This is a genomic window from Streptomyces sp. GbtcB6, assembly GCF_019091475.1.
Classification (GTDB): domain Bacteria; phylum Actinomycetota; class Actinomycetes; order Streptomycetales; family Streptomycetaceae; genus Streptomyces; species Streptomyces hyaluromycini.
The window spans coordinates 91,599-107,862 of sequence record NZ_JAGXJL010000015.1; the positions used below are offsets into that span (position 1 = coordinate 91,599).

A 16,264-nucleotide genomic window follows, 5' to 3' on the forward strand; every position below is an offset into this window, starting at 1 on the left:
TCCTCGGGACGGCCGCCTTCCGCGTTCCACGGACTACCGGTGAGGTGGCGGTTCGTCAGGCCGTGGGCGTGGTCGCGTGCCTGGTGCGCCAGGTCTGCTTCTTGGCCTGGTTGCCGCAGGTCTCCATCGAGCACCAGCGGCGGTTCCCCGGCCGGGACGTGTCGAGGAACCAGGCGGCGCAGTGCGGTCCGGAGCAGGCCCGCACCCGGTCCAGGGCCGGCGAGGTCGCCAGCGCGAGCGCGTCCCGCGCGACGTCGGCGAGGACCGCGCCCACCGGATCCGCGGCGGTCCAGGCCACCGTGCCGTCCTCGGCGAGCACCGGAACCGGGGGAGCCGTGGCCGCGGCCCGGTTGAGCAGTTCCCGCTCCCCGGGCGGGCAGCCGGCCGGGCCGGCGGGAGAGCGGGCCGCCGTCAGCAGCGCGTGCACCGCCTCCCGTACCGCCTGTGCCTCGCGGAGCACGTCCGGGGCCGGGGCCGGGACGGCCGTGCCGTCGGGATAGGGGCCCAGCTGGGCGACCCAGGCGGTCAGGGCCTCGGGGGTGTCCAGTTCCTCGGTGGCGCCGTCCATGCCGCGCAGCCAGAGCGTGCGCATGAAGTCCAGGCAGATCCGGCCCGCGCCGCTGCGGAAGCGGGGGGCCGTGGGCGCGGGTGTGTCGGGCATGGGAACCACCCTACTGTGGAACCGGTTTAACTGGTACCGTCGATGAACCGGTTAAAACGGTTCCATGCGGAGCTCGCGGCTCCGCCCCTCTTCCCTGTCCCTGTCCCTGTCCCCCTTCCTCGCCAGAGGTGTGTCGTGTCCGCTGGGCCTCCCTCCCCCTCCGCGCCGACGCTGAGCCGGCGCCTGATCCTGCTGCTCTCCGTCGCCTGTGGCGTCGCGGTGGCCGACATCTACTTCCCGCAGGCGATCAGCCCGCTCATCGCCGACGACCTGCACACCTCCCCGGAGTCCGCGGCCGTCGTGGTCACCTGCGCCCAACTCGGTTACGCGGCCGGCATCTTCCTGCTGGTCCCGCTCGGCGACCGGCTGCGCCACCGCGCCCTGGTCACCACCCTGCTGCTGGTGACCTGCGCCGGTCTGGTGCTCGCGGGCACCGCCACCGCCCTGCCGGTCCTCGCCGGCGCCGGCGCGCTGGTCGGTCTGACCACCGTGGTCCCGCAGATCCTCATCCCCATGGCGGCCGGCCTGACCGCGCCGGAGCGCCGCGGCGCGGTCACCGGCACCCTGCTGTCGGGCCTGATCGGCGGCATCCTGCTGGCCCGCGCCTTCTCCGGCACCCTCGGCGAGTGGCTGGGCTGGCGCGCCCCCTACCTGGTCGCCGCCGGCCTGGTGCTCGTCCTCGCCCTGGCCCTGGCCATCGCGCTCCCCACCACCACGCCGAGCACCGACCAGCCCTACCCGGCGCTGCTCACGGCCTCCCTGCGCCTGCTGCGCACCGAGCCGCAGCTGCGCCGCTCGGCCCTCAACCAGGTGCTGGTGTTCGCCGCCTTCAGCGCCGCGTGGACCGCCCTCGCGCTGTACATCACCGGCCCGGCCTACCACCTGGGCACCCCGGCCGTCGGCGTGCTCGCCCTGGTGGGCGCGGCCAGTATGTTCGCCACCCCGATCGCCGGGCGCCGCACCGACCGGCAGGGCCCCGACGCCGTCAACCTGGTGTGCATGGTGGGCGCCATCGCCGCCGGCGCCCTGCTGCTGACCGGTCAGTTCGGCGGCGCCGTCGGCCTGGTGGGCCTGGGTGCGGGCATGCTCCTGCTCGACGTGGCCATGCAGTCCGGCCAGGTCGCCAACCAGGCGCGTATCTTCGCGCTCCGCCCCGAGGCCCGCGCCCGTCTCAACACCGCGTACATGACCTGCGCGTTCCTCGGCGGCAGCGCCGGTTCATGGCTGGGCGTGCGCGCGTACTCCGCCTTCGGCTGGAACGGCGTCTGCGGCCTGGTCATGATCCTGGCCGGCCTCGCCCTCCTCCGGCACGTGCTGCGCGCCCGCCCGACCGCGGCCCCGGCGGCGGAGCAGGTCACCGCCCCCGCCGCCGGTCCGGACGGCGTGCCGGCCGCCCGCTGACAGGCGGGCCTGGCCGGCTGGGACCACGACGACCCGCAGCCCTGCTCCGAACGCGCCGAGCAGCGGATCAGCCGGCGGCAGCGCCACCACCCGGTGAGCACCTGCCGGACGGGTACGGACGAACACGCCTTGGCCGACCCGGCGTTAGCGGTCCGGGGCGTGAGCGGTCTGCGGGTGGTGGACGCCGCCGCGATGCCCGGCCTCGTAACGGGCGCACACCCACGCCCCCGTGACCATGCCCGCCGAACGTGCCGCGGACGTAATCCGCGTGCCCGGGCGCCGCTGACAGCCCGGTGCGGGGTCATTCCTGGCCTCCGTACAGCCTTCTCATGCATCTCTTATTTAGGCCTTATCGAGCCATCACGGTGCGTCCCTACCTTGCGGTCATGTTCTTCACCTACCTGAGGCGCGAACTGCGCCGCCGCAGAAAGGCGGCTCTCGTCGTCGCCTCCGGCCTCGCGCTGGGCATCGCACTGGTCATTGTGGTCAACTCCGTGTCCAACGGCATGGGGAAGGCGCAGGACAAGGTCCTCCAGTCGCTGTACGGCCTGGGTACGGACATGACGGTCACCAAGGCCGCGTCGGCGTCCACGAGCGCCTCCCAGCGCCCCCGCTTCAACTTCGACGCGCAGAACAACGGCTCGTCGAGCACGCAGAGCAGTGACCGCGTCATGGTGCAGGGCTTCACCACCCTCGCCTCCACCACCGTCACCAAGGTCGGCGACCAGAAGGGCGTCGCGACCGCGGTCGGCGGGCTGAACCTCAACGTGGTCAAGATCAGCGGCCAGTTCACCCGGGGTCAGTTCCAGCAGGACCAGGGCTCCGGCAGCACCGGCGGCACCCGCGGCGGCGGTGGCACCGGAGCGCCGCAGGGTGAAGTCCAGGGCGGCGGTGCCAACTTCGACGTCAACTCGTACACGATCTACGGCACCGACGTCACCCAGACGGACATCGGCCCGCTGACCTCGTCGAAGATCACCAGCGGCCGTACCTTCAAGACCACCGAGACGAACGCCAAGGTGCTGGTCGCCGACTCGGCGTTCGCCAAGGAGAAGAAGTACAAGGTCGGTTCGACCGTCACCATCAACAAGGTCAAGTACACGATCATCGGCATCGCGACGGCCGACAGCGGTGACGCCGCGGCCAACCTCTACATGCCGCTGAAGCAGGCGCAGACGCTGGCCGACGAGAAGAACAAGGTCACCACGATCTACGTCAAGGCGACCGACTCCAAGCAGATCTCCTCGGTGAAGAAGACCATCCAGAGCAACGTCTCGGGGACCACGGTCACCACCTCCGCCGACCTCGCGGACACCGTCTCCGGCTCCCTCTCCACGGCGTCCTCGCTCGCCACCAACGTCGGCAAGTGGCTGTCCATCGCGGTGCTCGTGGCCGCGTTCCTGGTCGCCGGCCTGCTCACCTCCTCGGCGGTCTCCCGCCGCGTCCGTGAGTTCGGCACGCTGAAGGCGCTGGGCTGGAAGTCCGGCCGGGTCACCCGGCAGGTCATCGGCGAGGCCATGGTCAACGGCCTGGTCGGCGGTGCGCTCGGGATCGGGCTCGGTCTGGTCGGCGCGTACGTGGTCACCGCGATCAGCCCCACCCTGCAGGCCTCCCTGGGCAGCGGCGGTGGCGGTGGCGGCACCGGTGGTGGCGGCTTCGGCGGCGGCACCGGTGGCGGCGGCTTCGGCGGTGGTCCCGGCCGGCAGACCGCGAAGACCCTGGAGGTCGCCCTCACGGCCCCGGTCAGCGTGACGACGATCGCGCTGGCGGTGGGCCTCGCGGTGGCCGGCGGCCTGATCGCGGGCGCGTTCGGCGGCTGGCGCGCGTCCAGGTTGCGGCCGGCGGATGCACTTCGGCGCGTCGAGTAGCTGACGTCCGTCGAGGCTGGGGGCGGGGGTGGGAACGCTTACCGGCGCTTGCAGGGTGCCGCTGCGCCCACCCGTGCCGCCCCAGCGGCACGACTGCCCGCAGCTACGTCAGCTGACAAGGCGCCCGCGGCTGAAGCGCCCCTTCAGGGGCGCGGGGAACTGCGCGAGCAACCCCCACCGGCCCGCAGCGGACACCCGACCGCCCCACCCCGAACACCCTCCAGGAGCCACCATGTACGAACTCAGAAACGTCACCAAGCTCTACACGCGCGGCAAGGACACCGTCCGCGCTCTCGACGGCATCGATCTCACCATCGCCGACGGTGACCGCCTGGTCATCCAGGGGCCCACGGGCGGCGGCAAGTCCACCCTCCTGCAGATGCTGGGCGGCCTGGACCGGCCGACGTCCGGTGAAGTCGTCCTGGACGGCACCGACCTGGCCAAGCTCTCCGAGACCAAGCTGACCCGGGTCCGCAGCGAGAACATCGGCTTCGTCTTCCAGTCCTTCAACCTCATCCCGACGCTCACCGCCCAGGAGAACGTCGAGACCGCCCTCGTCCCGCTCGGGGTCAAGACCAAGGAACGGCGCGAACGCGCCGCCGAGGCGCTGACGTCGGTCGGTCTCGGCGAGCGCCTCGGCCACCTGCCCGGCGAGATGTCCGGCGGCCAGCAGCAGCGTGTCGCCATCGCCCGGGCCCTGGTGAAGCAGCCCAAGGTGCTGCTCGCCGACGAGCCCACCGGCAACCTCGACGAGGGCATGCGCGACGAGATCATGGACGTACTGGAGCGCATGTGGAAGGAGCACGGGCTGACCTTCATCATGGTCACCCACGACTCCGCGATCGCGAAGAAGGCCCCGCGCCTCGCGACCATCCGCAAGGGAAAGATCACCGTCAAGGAGAACGCCGGCGCATAACACCGGCGCGCCGCGTACAACCGCGCGGTTGTGTAACGGTGTCAGCCCCGGCGCGTAACAGTTGGCCCGCACTCTTCTTACCGGCCTCTCATCTATTGAGCCCGCTGATCACCCCCCGGCATACTCCGTATTCCGGGGGGTTGACGTATGTGCGTACGGGACTGCCCCCGGCCGGGTGAACGGGGAATTCGCCCGGCACACCGTCTCCTGGGGGAGTCTTGCGCAGACAAGTGAAAAGAGCTGCCGCGGCCACCGTGGCCACCGCAGCAGCCGTCGCGCTCGCCGCGGGCATGACCAGCCCGGCGTCGGCGAAGCCGGAACAGCGGGCCGCCTCGGCCGCCGCTGCCTCTTCGCTCACCGCCAAGCACCACGTCACCCTGATCACCGGCGACCGGGTCGCTCTGGACGCCAAGGGCCGTGTCGTCGGCCTGGAGCGGGCCAAGGGGCGCCAGCACATACCCTTCCGGATCAGCAAGGTCGACGGGCACACCCTCGTCGTCCCCGGTGACGCCGTCCAGCTGGTGGCCTCCGGCAAGCTGGACCAACGGCTCTTCGACGTCACCGAGTTGAACAAGGCCGCGACCCGCAGGGCGCAGAAGAACGGCCTGAAGGTCATCGTCGGGTACAGCGGCGCCGCCACGGCCACCAAGGCCGACGTGCGGGACGCGGGCACCCTGCGGCACAGCCTCAAGACGCTCAACGCCGACGCCGTGCAGACCCCGGTCAAGGACACGCCCGAGCTCTGGGACGCGGTCACCAACGGGAACAAGGCCGCCTCCGGCATCGCGCACGTCTGGCTCGACGGCGTCCGCAAGGCCAGCCTGGACAAGTCCGTGCCGCAGATCGGCGCGCCCACGGCCTGGAAGGCCGGCTACAACGGCAAGGGCGTCAAGATCGCCGTACTCGACACCGGTGTCGACACGACCCACCCGGACCTCAAGGACCAGGTGATCGAGTCCAAGAACTTCAGCGCGGCCGCCGACGCCTCGGACCACTTCGGCCACGGCACGCACGTCGCGTCCATCGCGGCGGGCACCGGCGCCAAGTCGCACGGCAAGTACACGGGTGTCGCGCCCGGCGCGAAGATCCTCAACGGCAAGGTCCTGGACGACACCGGCTCCGGTGACGACTCCGGCATCCTCGCCGGCATGGAGTGGGCGGCGACCGAGGGCGCCGACATCGTCAACCTCAGCCTCGGCGGCTTCGACACCCCGGAGATCGACCCGCTCGAAGCCGAGGTCAACAAGCTCTCCGAGCAGAAGGGCATCCTGTTCGCGATCGCCGCGGGCAACGAGGGCCCCGAGTCGATCGGTTCGCCGGGCAGCGCGGCCGACGCGCTCACCGTCGGCGCCGTCGACGGCAACGACAAGCTGGCCGACTTCTCCTCCACCGGCCCCGCCGCCGACGGCTCCATCAAGCCGGACGTCACCGCGCCCGGCGTCGACATCACCGCGGCCGCGGCCAAGGGCAGCGTCATCGACCAGGAGGTCGGCGAGAACCCGCCCGGCTACCTGACCATCTCCGGTACGTCGATGGCGACCCCGCATGTCGCGGGCGCCGCGGCGATCCTGAAGCAGGAGCACCCCGACTGGGGCTACCAGCAGCTGAAGGCGGCCCTGACCGGCTCCGCGAAGGGCGGCAAGTACACGCCGTTCCAGCAGGGTTCGGGCCGGATCGCTGTCGACAAGGCCATCAAGCAGACCGTGCTCGCCGACCCGGTGTCGGTGAACTTCGGTGTGCAGCAGTGGCCGCACACCGACGACACCGCGGTCACCAAGCAGCTGACCTACCGCAACACCGGCACCAAGGACGTCACCCTCAGCCTCGCGGCGATCGCCACCGACCCCAAGGGCGCGGCGGCCCCGGCCGGCTTCTTCAAGCTCGGCGCGACCAAGGTGACCGTCCCGGCGGGCGGCACGGCCGCCGTCGACCTCACCGTCAACACCAAGCTGGGCGGCACCCTCGACGGGGCCTACTCGGCGTACGTCACGGCGACCGGCGGCGGGCAGAGCATCCGCACGGCGGCCGCGGTCACGCGTGAGGTGCAGTCGTACACCGTCACCGTCAAGCACATCGGGCGCGACGGCAACCCGACCGGTGTCTACGCCACCGACCTCGCGGGCTACTCGGGCCTCGGCAACGGCCGCGACTACGTCGTGCCGGTCTCCGACTCCGGGACCGCCACCTTCCGGGTGCCCAAGGGCACGTATCTGCTCGACGCCTGGATCGCCAAGGACTTCACCACCTTCGACGGCGGTCTCGACTGGCTGGTCAACCCGAAGCTGAGCGTCACCAAGGACCTCACGCTCACCATCGACGCCCGCACCACCAAGGCCGCCGACGTCACCGTGCCGGACGCCCAGGCCACCCCGCACTCGGCGACCGTCGACTACATGTACGACCCGGCCGGCATCGGGTTCGGGGTCGGCTTCGACACCTTCGCCAACATCCGGCTCGCACCGCTCGGCGGTGAGGTCGCGAGCGGTCTGACCCAGACCTGGAGCGGCCAGTTCACCAAGGGCGCCGACGAGGAGTACGACGTCGCCACCAGCGCCCAGGTCAAGAAGATCCAGGGCGACAAGGTCCGGCACTTCAAGACCGGTGAGCTCGCCACGGTCAAGAACGCCGTCGGCGCCTCCGCCTCCAACAAGACCGGCTCGGTCGCGCCGTGGGGCGTGGTCGGCGAGGACCTCGTCATGGGCGACGCGGTGGAGCAGAAGCTGCCCGGCACCCGCACCTTCCACGTCTCCACCGTGGACGACGCCCAGTGGGCCTTCGACGCCATGCAGTACTCCGGCCACGACCCCCAGGGTCTGCCGATCATCGACGCCTACTACACGCTGGGCGAACCGAAGACGTACAAGGCCGGCAAGTCCTACGGGAACACCTTCAACACGGCGGTCTTCGGCCCGCACCTGACGTCCGACTACGGCCTGTACCGCGACGGCAACCAGATCTTCGGCATCGTCCCGCTGTTCTCCGACAGCGCCAAGCACGCCGGGTCCTCCGACTTCCTGTCGGTGAACACCACCCTGTACCGCAACGGCACCAAGGTGGGCTCCAACAAGGACCCGCTGTTCGGCGACGGCGTCTTCAACGTGCCGTCCGCTGACGCCGAGTACAAGCTGACCACCTCGGTCATCCGCTCGGTCAAGGTCGCCGCCGCCTCCACCCGGATCGACGCGAGCTGGACCTTCCACTCGAAGAAGCCGGGCAGCAGCACCATGCTGGCCCAGCTCCCGGCCTCCACCGTCCACTTCGGCGCCAAGACCGGCCTGGACAGCCGCGTCGAGGCGGGCAAGAAGGTCACCTTCCCGGTCACCGTCGAGGGCGCGGCCGCCGGCCGCAACCTGAAGTCCCTCGGGGTCTGGGTGTCGTACGACTACGGCCAGACCTGGAAGAAGCTGACGGTCAGCCACGGCAAGATCACCGTCAAGAACCCGGCCAAGGGCAAGGCCATCTCGTTCCACGCCAAGATCGCCGACAAGAAGGGCAACAAGTCGACGATCTCCATCTACAACGCGTACTACGCCAAGTGAGCGCGTCGGCCGCTGAGTAGAACCCCAGCGAGCGGCCCGTCGGAAGCGCGGCTTCCGGCGGGCCGTTCTCCATGCGCGGGCTCAGGCGGTGAGTTCAGGCGGTGAGTTCAGGCGGCGGGTTCAGGCGGTGGGGGCGACCCGGGTCGCGTCCGTGCCCCAGCTGGCCAGCAGGCGCAGCGCCTGGGCCGACGCCGAGCCCGGTTCCGCGTGGTACGTGACCAGGGCCTGGTCCTGGTCGCCGGGCACGCGGAACGACTCGTAGTTCAGGGACAGCTCACCCACCAGCGGGTGGTGCATCCGCTTCATCCCGTACGACTTCTCCTTGACGTCGTGGGTCGCCCACAGCCGGCGGAACTCCTCGCTCTTCACCGAGAGCTCGCCCACCAGCGCGGACAGCCGGGTGTCGTCCGGATAGCAGCCCGCGTCCATCCGCAGCTGGCACACGATGTCGATCGCCTTCTGCTCCCAGTCGACGAAGAGCTCGCGGTAGTCGGGCCGCAGGAACGTCAGCCGGGCCCAGTTGCGCTCCGTCACCGGCAGCTCCGCCCAGTCACCGAAGAGCGCCGCCGCCATCGGGTTCCACGCCAGGACCTCCGAGCGCCGCCCCACGATGTACGCCGGCACGCCCTCCATCGACTCCAGCAGCTGTCCCAGCGACGCCCGCACCTGCTGCGGCCGCGCCGACGCCTTCTTCTTGTGCTGCTTGCCCTTGGCGAGATGCGTGAGATGCGCGTGCTCGGCGTCGGTGAGCCGCAGCGCACGGGCGATCGAGTCCAGCACCTCCGCCGACACGTTCCGCCCGTTGCCCTGCTCCAGGCGCGTGTAGTACGCCACCGACACCCCGGCCAGCTGCGCCAGCTCCTCGCGCCGCAGCCCCGGCACCCTGCGGTGCCGCCCGAAGTCCGGCAGCCCCACGTCGGAGGGGCGCAGCCGCGCCCGCCGGGTGCGCAGGAACTCGCTGAGCTCGGCACGCAGGTCCAGGGGCGGGGAGGAGGGCAGGGGGTGGTCTTCCATACATCCAGTATTCACGGTCGTACGCACAGGAACCTGACCCCGCCAGTGGTAGGCACGGCAGACGTACGCAGAGGCGGGGGCTGGGTGACGGACGTAGCGTGGAGGAGTCTGTAGACGTGCCCGGGACGGAAGAAGGCGACCGGGTGCGAAGACACCTCTAGGAGAACCCCCCTCATGACCACTGTTGCTGCTTACGCCGCGCCTGCCGCGAAGGCCCCGCTGGAGCGGACCACGATCGAGCGGCGCGCGGTCGGCGAGTTCGACGTCCTCATCGACATCCAGTTCGCCGGTATCTGTCACTCCGACATCCACCAGGCCCGCGAGGGCTGGGGTACGGCGATCTTCCCGATGGTGCCCGGTCACGAGATCGCGGGCGTCGTCTCGGAGGTCGGCCCGGGTGTCACGAAGTACGCGGTGGGGGACCGGGTGGGTGTCGGCTGCATGGTCGACTCCTGCCGTGAGTGCGACAACTGCAAGGCCGGGCTCCAGCAGTACTGCACCGGCGGCGGCCCGACCTGGACGTACAACGCCGTCGGCAAGGACGGGCAGCCCACCTACGGCGGCTACGCGCAGAAGGTCGTCGTCGACGAGAACTACGTCGTCCGCATCCCCGACGGCCTCTCCCTCGACGTCGCCGCCCCGCTCCTCTGCGCCGGCATCACCACGTACTCCCCGCTCAAGCACTGGAACGCCGGCCCCGGCAAGAAGGTCGCCGTCGTCGGCCTCGGCGGCCTGGGCCACATGGGCGTGAAGATCGCCGCCGCCCTGGGCGCGGAGGTCACCGTCCTCTCCCAGTCCCTCCGCAAGAAGGACGACGGCCTGAAGCTGGGCGCCACGCACTACCACGCGACCAGCGACCCGAAGACCTTCGAGGAGCTCAAGGGCACCTTCGACATCATCCTCAACACGGTGTCGGCCCCGCTCGACTTCGACGCGTACCTGTCGCTGCTGAAGACCGACGGCGCCATGGTGAACGTCGGCATCCCCGAGGAGCCCGTCCGCATCCTCCTCTCCTCCGTCTTCGGCAACCGCCGCAGCCTGAGCAGCTCCGGCATCGGCGGCATCCCGGAGACCCAGGAGATGCTCGACTTCTGCGCCGAGCACCACCTGGGCGCCGAGATCGAACTCATCGGCGCCGACCAGATCAACGAGGCGTACGAGCGGGTCGTCAACAGCGACGTCCGCTACCGCTTCGTGATCGACACGGCGACGATCTGAGTCACTTCCGTCTGCCCAGCAGATACAGCAGATAGGGGCCGCCGACCAGGGAGGTCAGCGCACCGACCGGGATCTCCAGCGGAGGGACCAGGGTGCGGGCCACCAGGTCGGCGGTCACCAGCACGAGCGCGCCCGTCAGCGCCGAGCAGACCAGCGGCAGCTGGGGGGTGCGGGTGAGCCGCCTGGCCAGCTGCGGCGCGGTCAGCGCGACGAACCCGATCGGCCCGGCGGCACCGGTCGCGGTGGCGGCCAGCACGACGCCGAGGGCGGTGAGACCGAGCCGGGCCCGGTCGACCCGGAGGCCGAGGGCGGCGGCGGTGTCGGCGTCGAGCCCGAGCGGCCGCGCCGCCCGGGCCGCCCACACCAGCCCCGGCAGGGCGAGGACGAGCACGACGGCGAGCGGCCCGGCCTGCTCCCACCCCCGCCCGTTCAGACTCCCGGTCAGCCACAGCTTGACCTGCTCGGCCGCGTCCAGCTCGCTGTCGGTGAGGTACAGCTGGACGACGGCGGACAGGGCGACGCCGATACCGACGCCGGTGAGCACGAAACGGCTGGGCTGCATGCCGTGCCGCCAGGCGAGCACGTACACGAGGGCGGCGGCACCGAGGCCGCCGGCCACGGACACCGCGGGCATCGCGGAGGGCGATGCGACGGCCCCCGTGGCCAGCGCGAGCACGGTCGCGGCGGCGGCGCCGTGCCCGACGCCGATCACGTCCGGACTGGCCAGCGGATTCCGGGTGACGGTCTGCACCAGGGCTCCGGCGAGCCCGAGCGAGACGCCGACGAGAGCACCCAGCACGATCCGGGGGACGCGCAGCTCGTTGACGACGAGGTCGTAGGGGGTTCGGCCGCCTCTGAGGGTGCGCCAGACGTCGGCCGGGGGGATGTAGGTCTGGCCAAGGGAGGCGGAGGCGGTCATGGCGACGGCGAGGAGGCCGAGAAGCGCGAGGGCGACGAGAACCGAACGCTTGTGGAGGACGAGGGAGAAGCGGGGGTGGGGCCGTAGTACTACGACTGCGGGCCGGTGGAGGCTGGTCGCGTCCACGCGGCGGCAGCCGCAAATCAAATACAGCCCCGCGCCCCTTACGGGGCTACATAGCTGCGGGCAGTCGTGCCGCTGGGGCGGCACGGGTGGGCGCAGCGGCACCCGGCCAGCGCCGGTGAGCGACACCCCCCGCCCCCAGCCCCGGGTACGTCTCATGTCACGGCACCTTTCCTCCGTACCAGGGCCACCAGCACCGGTACCCCCACCAACGCCGTCATCACCCCGGCCGGCACCTCCGCAGGAGCCCGCACCACCCGCCCCAGCACATCCGCGGCCACCAGCAACCCCGCTCCCAGCAGCGCCGACAGCGGCAGCACCCGCCCGTACCCGCCGCCCCTGACCAACCGCCGCGCCAGATGCGGCACCACCAGCCCCACGAACGCGATCGGCCCGGCCGCCGCCACCGCGGACGCGGTCAGCAGGGTCGCCCCCAGTGCCGCGCACCCCCGTACGACATGCACCCGGTGCCCCAGCGCACGCGCGGTCTCGTCGCCCAGTGCCAGTGCGTCCAGCCCCCGGGCACAGGACAGCACCAGCACGGCGCCCGCCGCCAGGAACGGCAGCATCCGTACGACCGTCCCCGCGTCCCGCCCGCTGAGCGCCCCCACCTGCCAGAACCGGAACTGGTCGAGGGTGGCGGAGCTGGAGGTGAGGACGACCGTCGTGGCGCCCGCGGTCATCGCGGACAGGGCCGTGCCGGCCAGCGCCAGCTTCACCGGGGACGCACCGCCCCGCCCCCGCGCCGCGATGCCGTACACCAGGCACGCGGCGACGACGGCGCCGGTGAACGCGTACCAGACGTAGGCCCCGAAGCCGTACCCGGAGCCGCCCAGGACGATGGCGAGCACGACCCCGGCCGCCGCGCCCTGGCTCAGGCCGAGGATGCCGGGGTCGGCGAGCGGGTTGCGGGTGACCGCCTGGAGTGCGGCGCCGGCGAGGCCGAGCGCGGCGCCCGCGGTGAGGCCGACCTCGGTGCGGGGCAGGCGGAGGGAGCGGACGACGAGCGCGTCGGGGGAGGACCCGCCGTGCAGGAGGGCGTCGAACACCGCGGCCGGCGGTACCGCACGGGTGCCGACCGCGAGGCTGAGTACGGCGACGACGGCCACCGCGAGGGCGGCCGTCGGCCAGACGAGGGCGCGGCGCACTTACCGGAGGTGTTCGGCGAGCTGCCGTACGACCAGACGCGCCGCCGTGGGACCGGCGTTGAGGTACCAGGGGTCGTCGTCGACCTGCACGGCATGCCCGGCCTCGACCGCCTTCATGGACTTCCACAGCGGCCCGGCGAGCACGGTCGCCGCGTCCGTCTTCGCCGCGTCGCCCTGCACGGAGTAGAAGATCCAGTCACCGTCGGCGGTGTCGACCTTCTCCGCGCTGATGTCCTGCGAAATGGCGTTGAACTGCTGCGACTTGGGTCGGGAGAGGCCCATGTCGACGGCTATCGAGCCGGTGAAGGAGGACACGCCGAACATCCGGGTGCGGTCGGGCGTGAAGCGCACCATGGACACGGTGGCCGAACCGTTCAGGGCGGACCCGCCGGCCTTCGCGTTGTCGACGATGTCGGTGAGCAGTTCCTGGGCCTTCTGTCCTTCGCCGACCGCGTCCCCGACCAGCAGCAGGTCCCGCTTCCAGTTGATGCCCTGGCCCGCGGTGACCACGGTGGGCGCGATCTTCGACAGCTGCGGGTAGAGGTCGCCGAGCGAGTCGTTGACCAGGATCAGGTCGGGCTTGGCGGCGGCCAGCGACTCCAGGTTGGGGGACTGGCGGGTGCCCGCGTCGGTCATCGCGGCGAGCTTCTTCTTGTACTGCGGGAAGGCGTCGGTGAGGTAGTCGGGGACGAGTCCCGCGTTGTCGGCGCGGGTGCCGGCGGTCGGGACGATGCCGAGGGTGAGCAGGTCGTCGAGCTGCCCGGTGCTGAGCACCGCGATCTTCTTCGGCTCGGCCTTGATGGTGGTCGTGCCCTCGAAGTGGGTGACCGTGCGCGGGAAGACGCCGTCGGTGTCGGTGTCGGAGCCCATCCCGTCGGCGAGGGCGCTCGGCGCGGCGGAGGGGCCCTCGGAGGCGCCGGCGACCTTGTTCACGGTCCCGTCGCCGTGCGCGGTACCGGCGTCGTCGCCACCGCCGGACGACGAGCAGCCGGCCAGCAGACCGCCCATAACGGACATGGCGGACACGGCCAGGACAGTCCTCAACCTCAACGCACGCACGACTAGCTCTTCCGATCGGTGACTAAGGCGAGCCTTACCTTAGCCGGTGCCGGGGGTACGTTGGACAGGAGGAGGTCCCACGATGACCGTGAACCTGAACCACACCATCGTCGCCGCACACGACAAGCACGCGTCGGCAAGGTTCCTCGCCGACATCCTCGGTCTTGAAGTCAGCCCGGAATACGGTCCGTTCGTCCCGGTCGCGCTGCCGAACGGCGTCACCCTCGACTACCTGGACACCCCCGGGGACATCCCGCCGCAGCACTACGCCTTCCTGGTCTCCGAGGACGACTTCGACGAGATCTTCACCCGCGTCCGGGCGGCCGGCATCGGCTACTGGGCCGACCCGCACCACAGCCGTCCCGGCGAGATCAACACCAACGACGGCGGCCGCGGCACCTACTTCGACGACCCCGACGGCCACCGTCTGGAGATCCTCACCCGCCCCTACGGCAGCGGCGGCTGACCAAGCGGGACGGACTCACCGGGCGCGTACGACCGTACGGCCGCACCCGCCGCGGCGCCCGAGGGCCGTACGACGTGGACGCGCCCGCGCCCGCCGACCCGGCCCGTCGCGCCGGTCACCTCCAGCACGGTGTTCTCGTCGATCGCCACGCCGTACGGCACCGACCCCTGCGACACGGCCGCCACCAGCCGCCCCAGCGTGCCCCACTGGGCCGCGTGCACGTCCACGGAGAAGGGCACAAGACCGAGCCCCGGCCGTACCTCGACCTCTTCGAGATCCTCGGCGGTGTCCGGCGGGCAGACCGGAACACCGTCCGCCAGCCAGCCACCGACCACGGCCCGCCGGGCGGCGAGCACGGCACCGGCGGAGAACCCGGCGTAGGGGATGCCGCGTTCGGCGAGCCGCCCGGTCAGCCGCCCGGCGCACTCCGCGAACGCGTCCTGGTACGCGGGCGTGAGTCCACCGCACACCAGCAGCCCGCCCAGTCCGCCCACCAGCGGGCCGGGTTCGAACCGTTTGCCGAGCGGCACCAGCAGCGGCACCGCCGTCCCCGCGCCCGCCCCCGCGCTCCGCAACGCTTCCGCGTACCGCGCGAACTGCTCCTCGCCGTCCCCCTCGTCGACGATCACACACCCGATACGGCCGCCCCCCGAGGCCCGCAGCAGCGGCCCGTACACCTCGGGCGCGTCCCAGCCGCCACCGATCAGAAAAGTCCCGCCACCCACGAAGAGGTCCCTCCCGTGCCCTGCGTCCCGGTCAGGCCCGCAGTCCCTTGAGCCCGTCCTGGGCGGCCATGATCAGCTCGATGCCCCGGTTGTCGGCGGCGGGTTCGCGCATCTGGTTCGTCACGTACGCGATCGCCAGCCGCTCGTCGGGGTCGGCCCAGACCAGCGCGCCGCCCCAGCCGCCCCAGCCGAGGGCGCTGCCGAAGAGGCCGTAGCCGAGGCCGTACCGGGTCGGCATGCCGAGGACGCGGTCCTCGCCGTCGAACTGGAGCTCCCGGGCCCGCTCGCACCCCTGCGGGGACAGCACCCGCACCCCGCCCACGGTTCCGCCGCAGGCGAGCAGCGACTGGACGAGGGCGACCGAGCGGGCGTTGCCGTAGCCGCTCGCCGCGGGGATCTGCGCGCGGCGCCAGGCGAGGCTGTTGCCGTCCCGGACGCGGACGGGGGTGGCGGCGGTGGGGGCGGTGGGGGCGGTCGCGTCGCGGCCCGGTGCGCTGGCCGTGTAGTCCTCGTCCTTGCCCGGCGGTGGCACGGTCGGCGCCACCCGCGGGTCGTGCTCGGGGCCGAGGCCGATGTGGAAGTCCGCGCCCAGCGGCCCGGCCACCTCCGCGGCGAAGAACTCGCTCACGCTCCGCCCGGTGATCCGGCGCAGCACCTCGCCCACGAGGAACCCCTGGGTGAGCGAGTGGTACCCGGCCGCGGTGCCCGGTTCCCACTGCGGGGCCTGGCCGGCGAGCCGGGCCGTGGCGGCCGTCCAGTCGTACAGCTCCTCGACCGGTCCCTCCCAGTCGGGCAGCCCGGCGGTGTGCGACAGCAGATGCCGCACCAGCACGTGTCGCTTGCCGGCCGCGGCGAACTCGGGCCAGTACCGGGCGACGGGCGCGTCCGGGTCCAGCCTGCCCCGGTCGATCAGGACGAGCGCGCACAGCGCGGTCATCGTCTTGGTCACGGAGAACACGTTGACGATCGTGTCCCGCTCCCACGCCCGGGTCCGGCCGGCATCGGCGAACCCGGCCCACACGTCCACCACGGGCTTCCCGTCGACGAAGACGGCCACGGCACCTCCCACGTCGCCGTCGTCGATCAGTCCGGCGAGTGCGGTGGGCACGGCGGTGAACAGCTCGTCGTACGAGCCTTGGATGTCGGCCATGTACGCCATTGAGCCCGCGCGAGCGCCGCCCGGCAACCGAATATCCGTGCACCGGTA

Annotated in this window: 14 protein-coding genes; 7 read left to right on the forward strand and 7 right to left on the reverse strand. The window is 71.7% G+C overall.

Features of this window, described 5'->3' with window-relative positions; translation table 11 throughout:
• Positions 1–55 precede the first annotated feature (55 nt).
• The gene (locus KVT45_RS25365) at positions 56–661 is read right to left on the reverse strand and encodes an ABATE domain-containing protein (protein WP_217551189.1); all 606 of its coding nucleotides are present in this window, start codon (positions 659–661) and stop codon (positions 56–58) included.
• A gap of 135 nt (positions 662–796) precedes the next feature.
• Here KVT45_RS25365 and KVT45_RS25370 point away from each other — a divergent pair, with 135 nt between their 5' ends.
• From KVT45_RS25370 to KVT45_RS25390, 5 genes are all read left to right on the forward strand, one after another.
• Positions 797–2,062 carry an MFS transporter gene (locus tag KVT45_RS25370; protein WP_308310860.1) on the forward strand — a complete coding sequence of 422 codons (1,266 nt, stop codon included), beginning with the start codon at positions 797–799 and terminating at the stop codon, positions 2,060–2,062.
• A 93-nt stretch (positions 2,063–2,155) separates the two neighbouring features.
• Positions 2,156–2,467 (forward strand): GMC oxidoreductase, encoded by a 312-nt coding sequence (locus KVT45_RS56460; RefSeq protein ID WP_308310861.1) that lies wholly within the window; start codon positions 2,156–2,158, stop codon positions 2,465–2,467.
• Entirely contained in the window at positions 2,449–3,930 is a 1,482-nt protein-coding gene (locus tag KVT45_RS25380) for an ABC transporter permease (protein WP_217551193.1), read from the forward strand. The genes KVT45_RS56460 and KVT45_RS25380 overlap by 19 nt, the downstream gene beginning before the upstream one ends.
• A 232-nt stretch (positions 3,931–4,162) precedes the next feature.
• On the forward strand, positions 4,163–4,846 hold the full coding sequence (locus KVT45_RS25385) for an ABC transporter ATP-binding protein (protein WP_217551195.1): 684 nt from the start codon (positions 4,163–4,165) through the stop codon (positions 4,844–4,846).
• 290 nt (positions 4,847–5,136) lie between these two features.
• Complete coding sequence (locus tag KVT45_RS25390) at positions 5,137–8,385, forward strand: S8 family peptidase (protein ID WP_217551439.1); 3,249 nt, start codon at positions 5,137–5,139, stop codon at positions 8,383–8,385.
• A 120-nt stretch (positions 8,386–8,505) separates the two neighbouring features.
• Here KVT45_RS25390 and KVT45_RS25395 read toward each other — a convergent pair whose 3' ends face one another.
• Positions 8,506–9,399: a helix-turn-helix domain-containing protein gene (locus KVT45_RS25395; RefSeq protein WP_217551197.1), complete on the reverse strand. Its 894-nt coding sequence runs from the start codon at positions 9,397–9,399 to the stop codon at positions 8,506–8,508.
• Between the two features lie 174 nt (positions 9,400–9,573).
• Between KVT45_RS25395 and KVT45_RS25400 the strand changes: the two genes are divergently transcribed.
• The gene (locus KVT45_RS25400; RefSeq protein ID WP_217551199.1) at positions 9,574–10,617 is read left to right on the forward strand and encodes an NAD(P)-dependent alcohol dehydrogenase; all 1,044 of its coding nucleotides are present in this window, start codon (positions 9,574–9,576) and stop codon (positions 10,615–10,617) included.
• A 1-nt stretch (position 10,618) separates the two neighbouring features.
• On the opposite strand, the gene KVT45_RS25405 is transcribed toward KVT45_RS25400, so the two are convergent.
• The 3 genes from KVT45_RS25405 to KVT45_RS25415 form a co-directional block, all read right to left on the reverse strand.
• Positions 10,619–11,662, reverse strand: coding sequence for an iron chelate uptake ABC transporter family permease subunit (locus tag KVT45_RS25405; protein ID WP_217551200.1), 1,044 nt, complete (start codon positions 11,660–11,662; stop codon positions 10,619–10,621).
• Positions 11,663–11,814: 152 nt separating this feature from the next.
• Positions 11,815–12,807 carry an iron ABC transporter permease gene (locus KVT45_RS25410; protein WP_217551202.1) on the reverse strand — a complete coding sequence of 331 codons (993 nt, stop codon included), beginning with the start codon at positions 12,805–12,807 and terminating at the stop codon, positions 11,815–11,817.
• Positions 12,808–13,824 carry an iron-siderophore ABC transporter substrate-binding protein gene (locus KVT45_RS25415; RefSeq protein ID WP_217551440.1) on the reverse strand — a complete coding sequence of 339 codons (1,017 nt, stop codon included), beginning with the start codon at positions 13,822–13,824 and terminating at the stop codon, positions 12,808–12,810.
• Between the two features lie 124 nt (positions 13,825–13,948).
• Between KVT45_RS25415 and KVT45_RS25420 the strand changes: the two genes are divergently transcribed.
• Positions 13,949–14,332, forward strand: a complete 384-nt coding sequence (locus KVT45_RS25420) for a VOC family protein (protein WP_217551204.1) — start codon at positions 13,949–13,951, stop codon at positions 14,330–14,332.
• Here KVT45_RS25420 and KVT45_RS25425 read toward each other — a convergent pair.
• A complete protein-coding gene (locus tag KVT45_RS25425; protein WP_217551206.1) occupies positions 14,314–15,057 on the reverse strand; it encodes a hypothetical protein in 744 nt (247 codons plus the stop codon). The two genes, KVT45_RS25420 and KVT45_RS25425, sit on opposite strands and share 19 nt — an antisense overlap.
• 31 nt (positions 15,058–15,088) lie before the next feature.
• The gene (locus KVT45_RS25430; protein WP_217551208.1) at positions 15,089–16,207 is read right to left on the reverse strand and encodes a serine hydrolase; all 1,119 of its coding nucleotides are present in this window, start codon (positions 16,205–16,207) and stop codon (positions 15,089–15,091) included.
• Positions 16,208–16,264: the final 57 nt, after the last annotated feature.

Excerpts from the sequence above, each read along its gene's own strand:
- KVT45_RS25365 (WP_217551189.1), bottom strand. The coding sequence starts at position 661 with ATGCCCGACACACCCGCGCCCACGGCCCCCCGCTTCCGCAGCGGCGCG.
- KVT45_RS25380 (WP_217551193.1), top strand. The coding sequence starts at position 2,449 with ATGTTCTTCACCTACCTGAGGCGCGAACTGCGCCGCCGCAGAAAGGCG.
- KVT45_RS25385 (WP_217551195.1), top strand. The coding sequence starts at position 4,163 with ATGTACGAACTCAGAAACGTCACCAAGCTCTACACGCGCGGCAAGGAC.
- KVT45_RS25390 (WP_217551439.1), top strand. The coding sequence starts at position 5,137 with ATGACCAGCCCGGCGTCGGCGAAGCCGGAACAGCGGGCCGCCTCGGCC.
- KVT45_RS25395 (WP_217551197.1), bottom strand. The coding sequence starts at position 9,399 with ATGGAAGACCACCCCCTGCCCTCCTCCCCGCCCCTGGACCTGCGTGCC.
- KVT45_RS25400 (WP_217551199.1), top strand. The coding sequence starts at position 9,574 with ATGACCACTGTTGCTGCTTACGCCGCGCCTGCCGCGAAGGCCCCGCTG.
- KVT45_RS25415 (WP_217551440.1), bottom strand. The coding sequence starts at position 13,824 with ATGTCCGTTATGGGCGGTCTGCTGGCCGGCTGCTCGTCGTCCGGCGGT.
- KVT45_RS25420 (WP_217551204.1), top strand. The coding sequence starts at position 13,949 with ATGACCGTGAACCTGAACCACACCATCGTCGCCGCACACGACAAGCAC.
- KVT45_RS25430 (WP_217551208.1), bottom strand. The coding sequence starts at position 16,207 with ATGGCCGACATCCAAGGCTCGTACGACGAGCTGTTCACCGCCGTGCCC.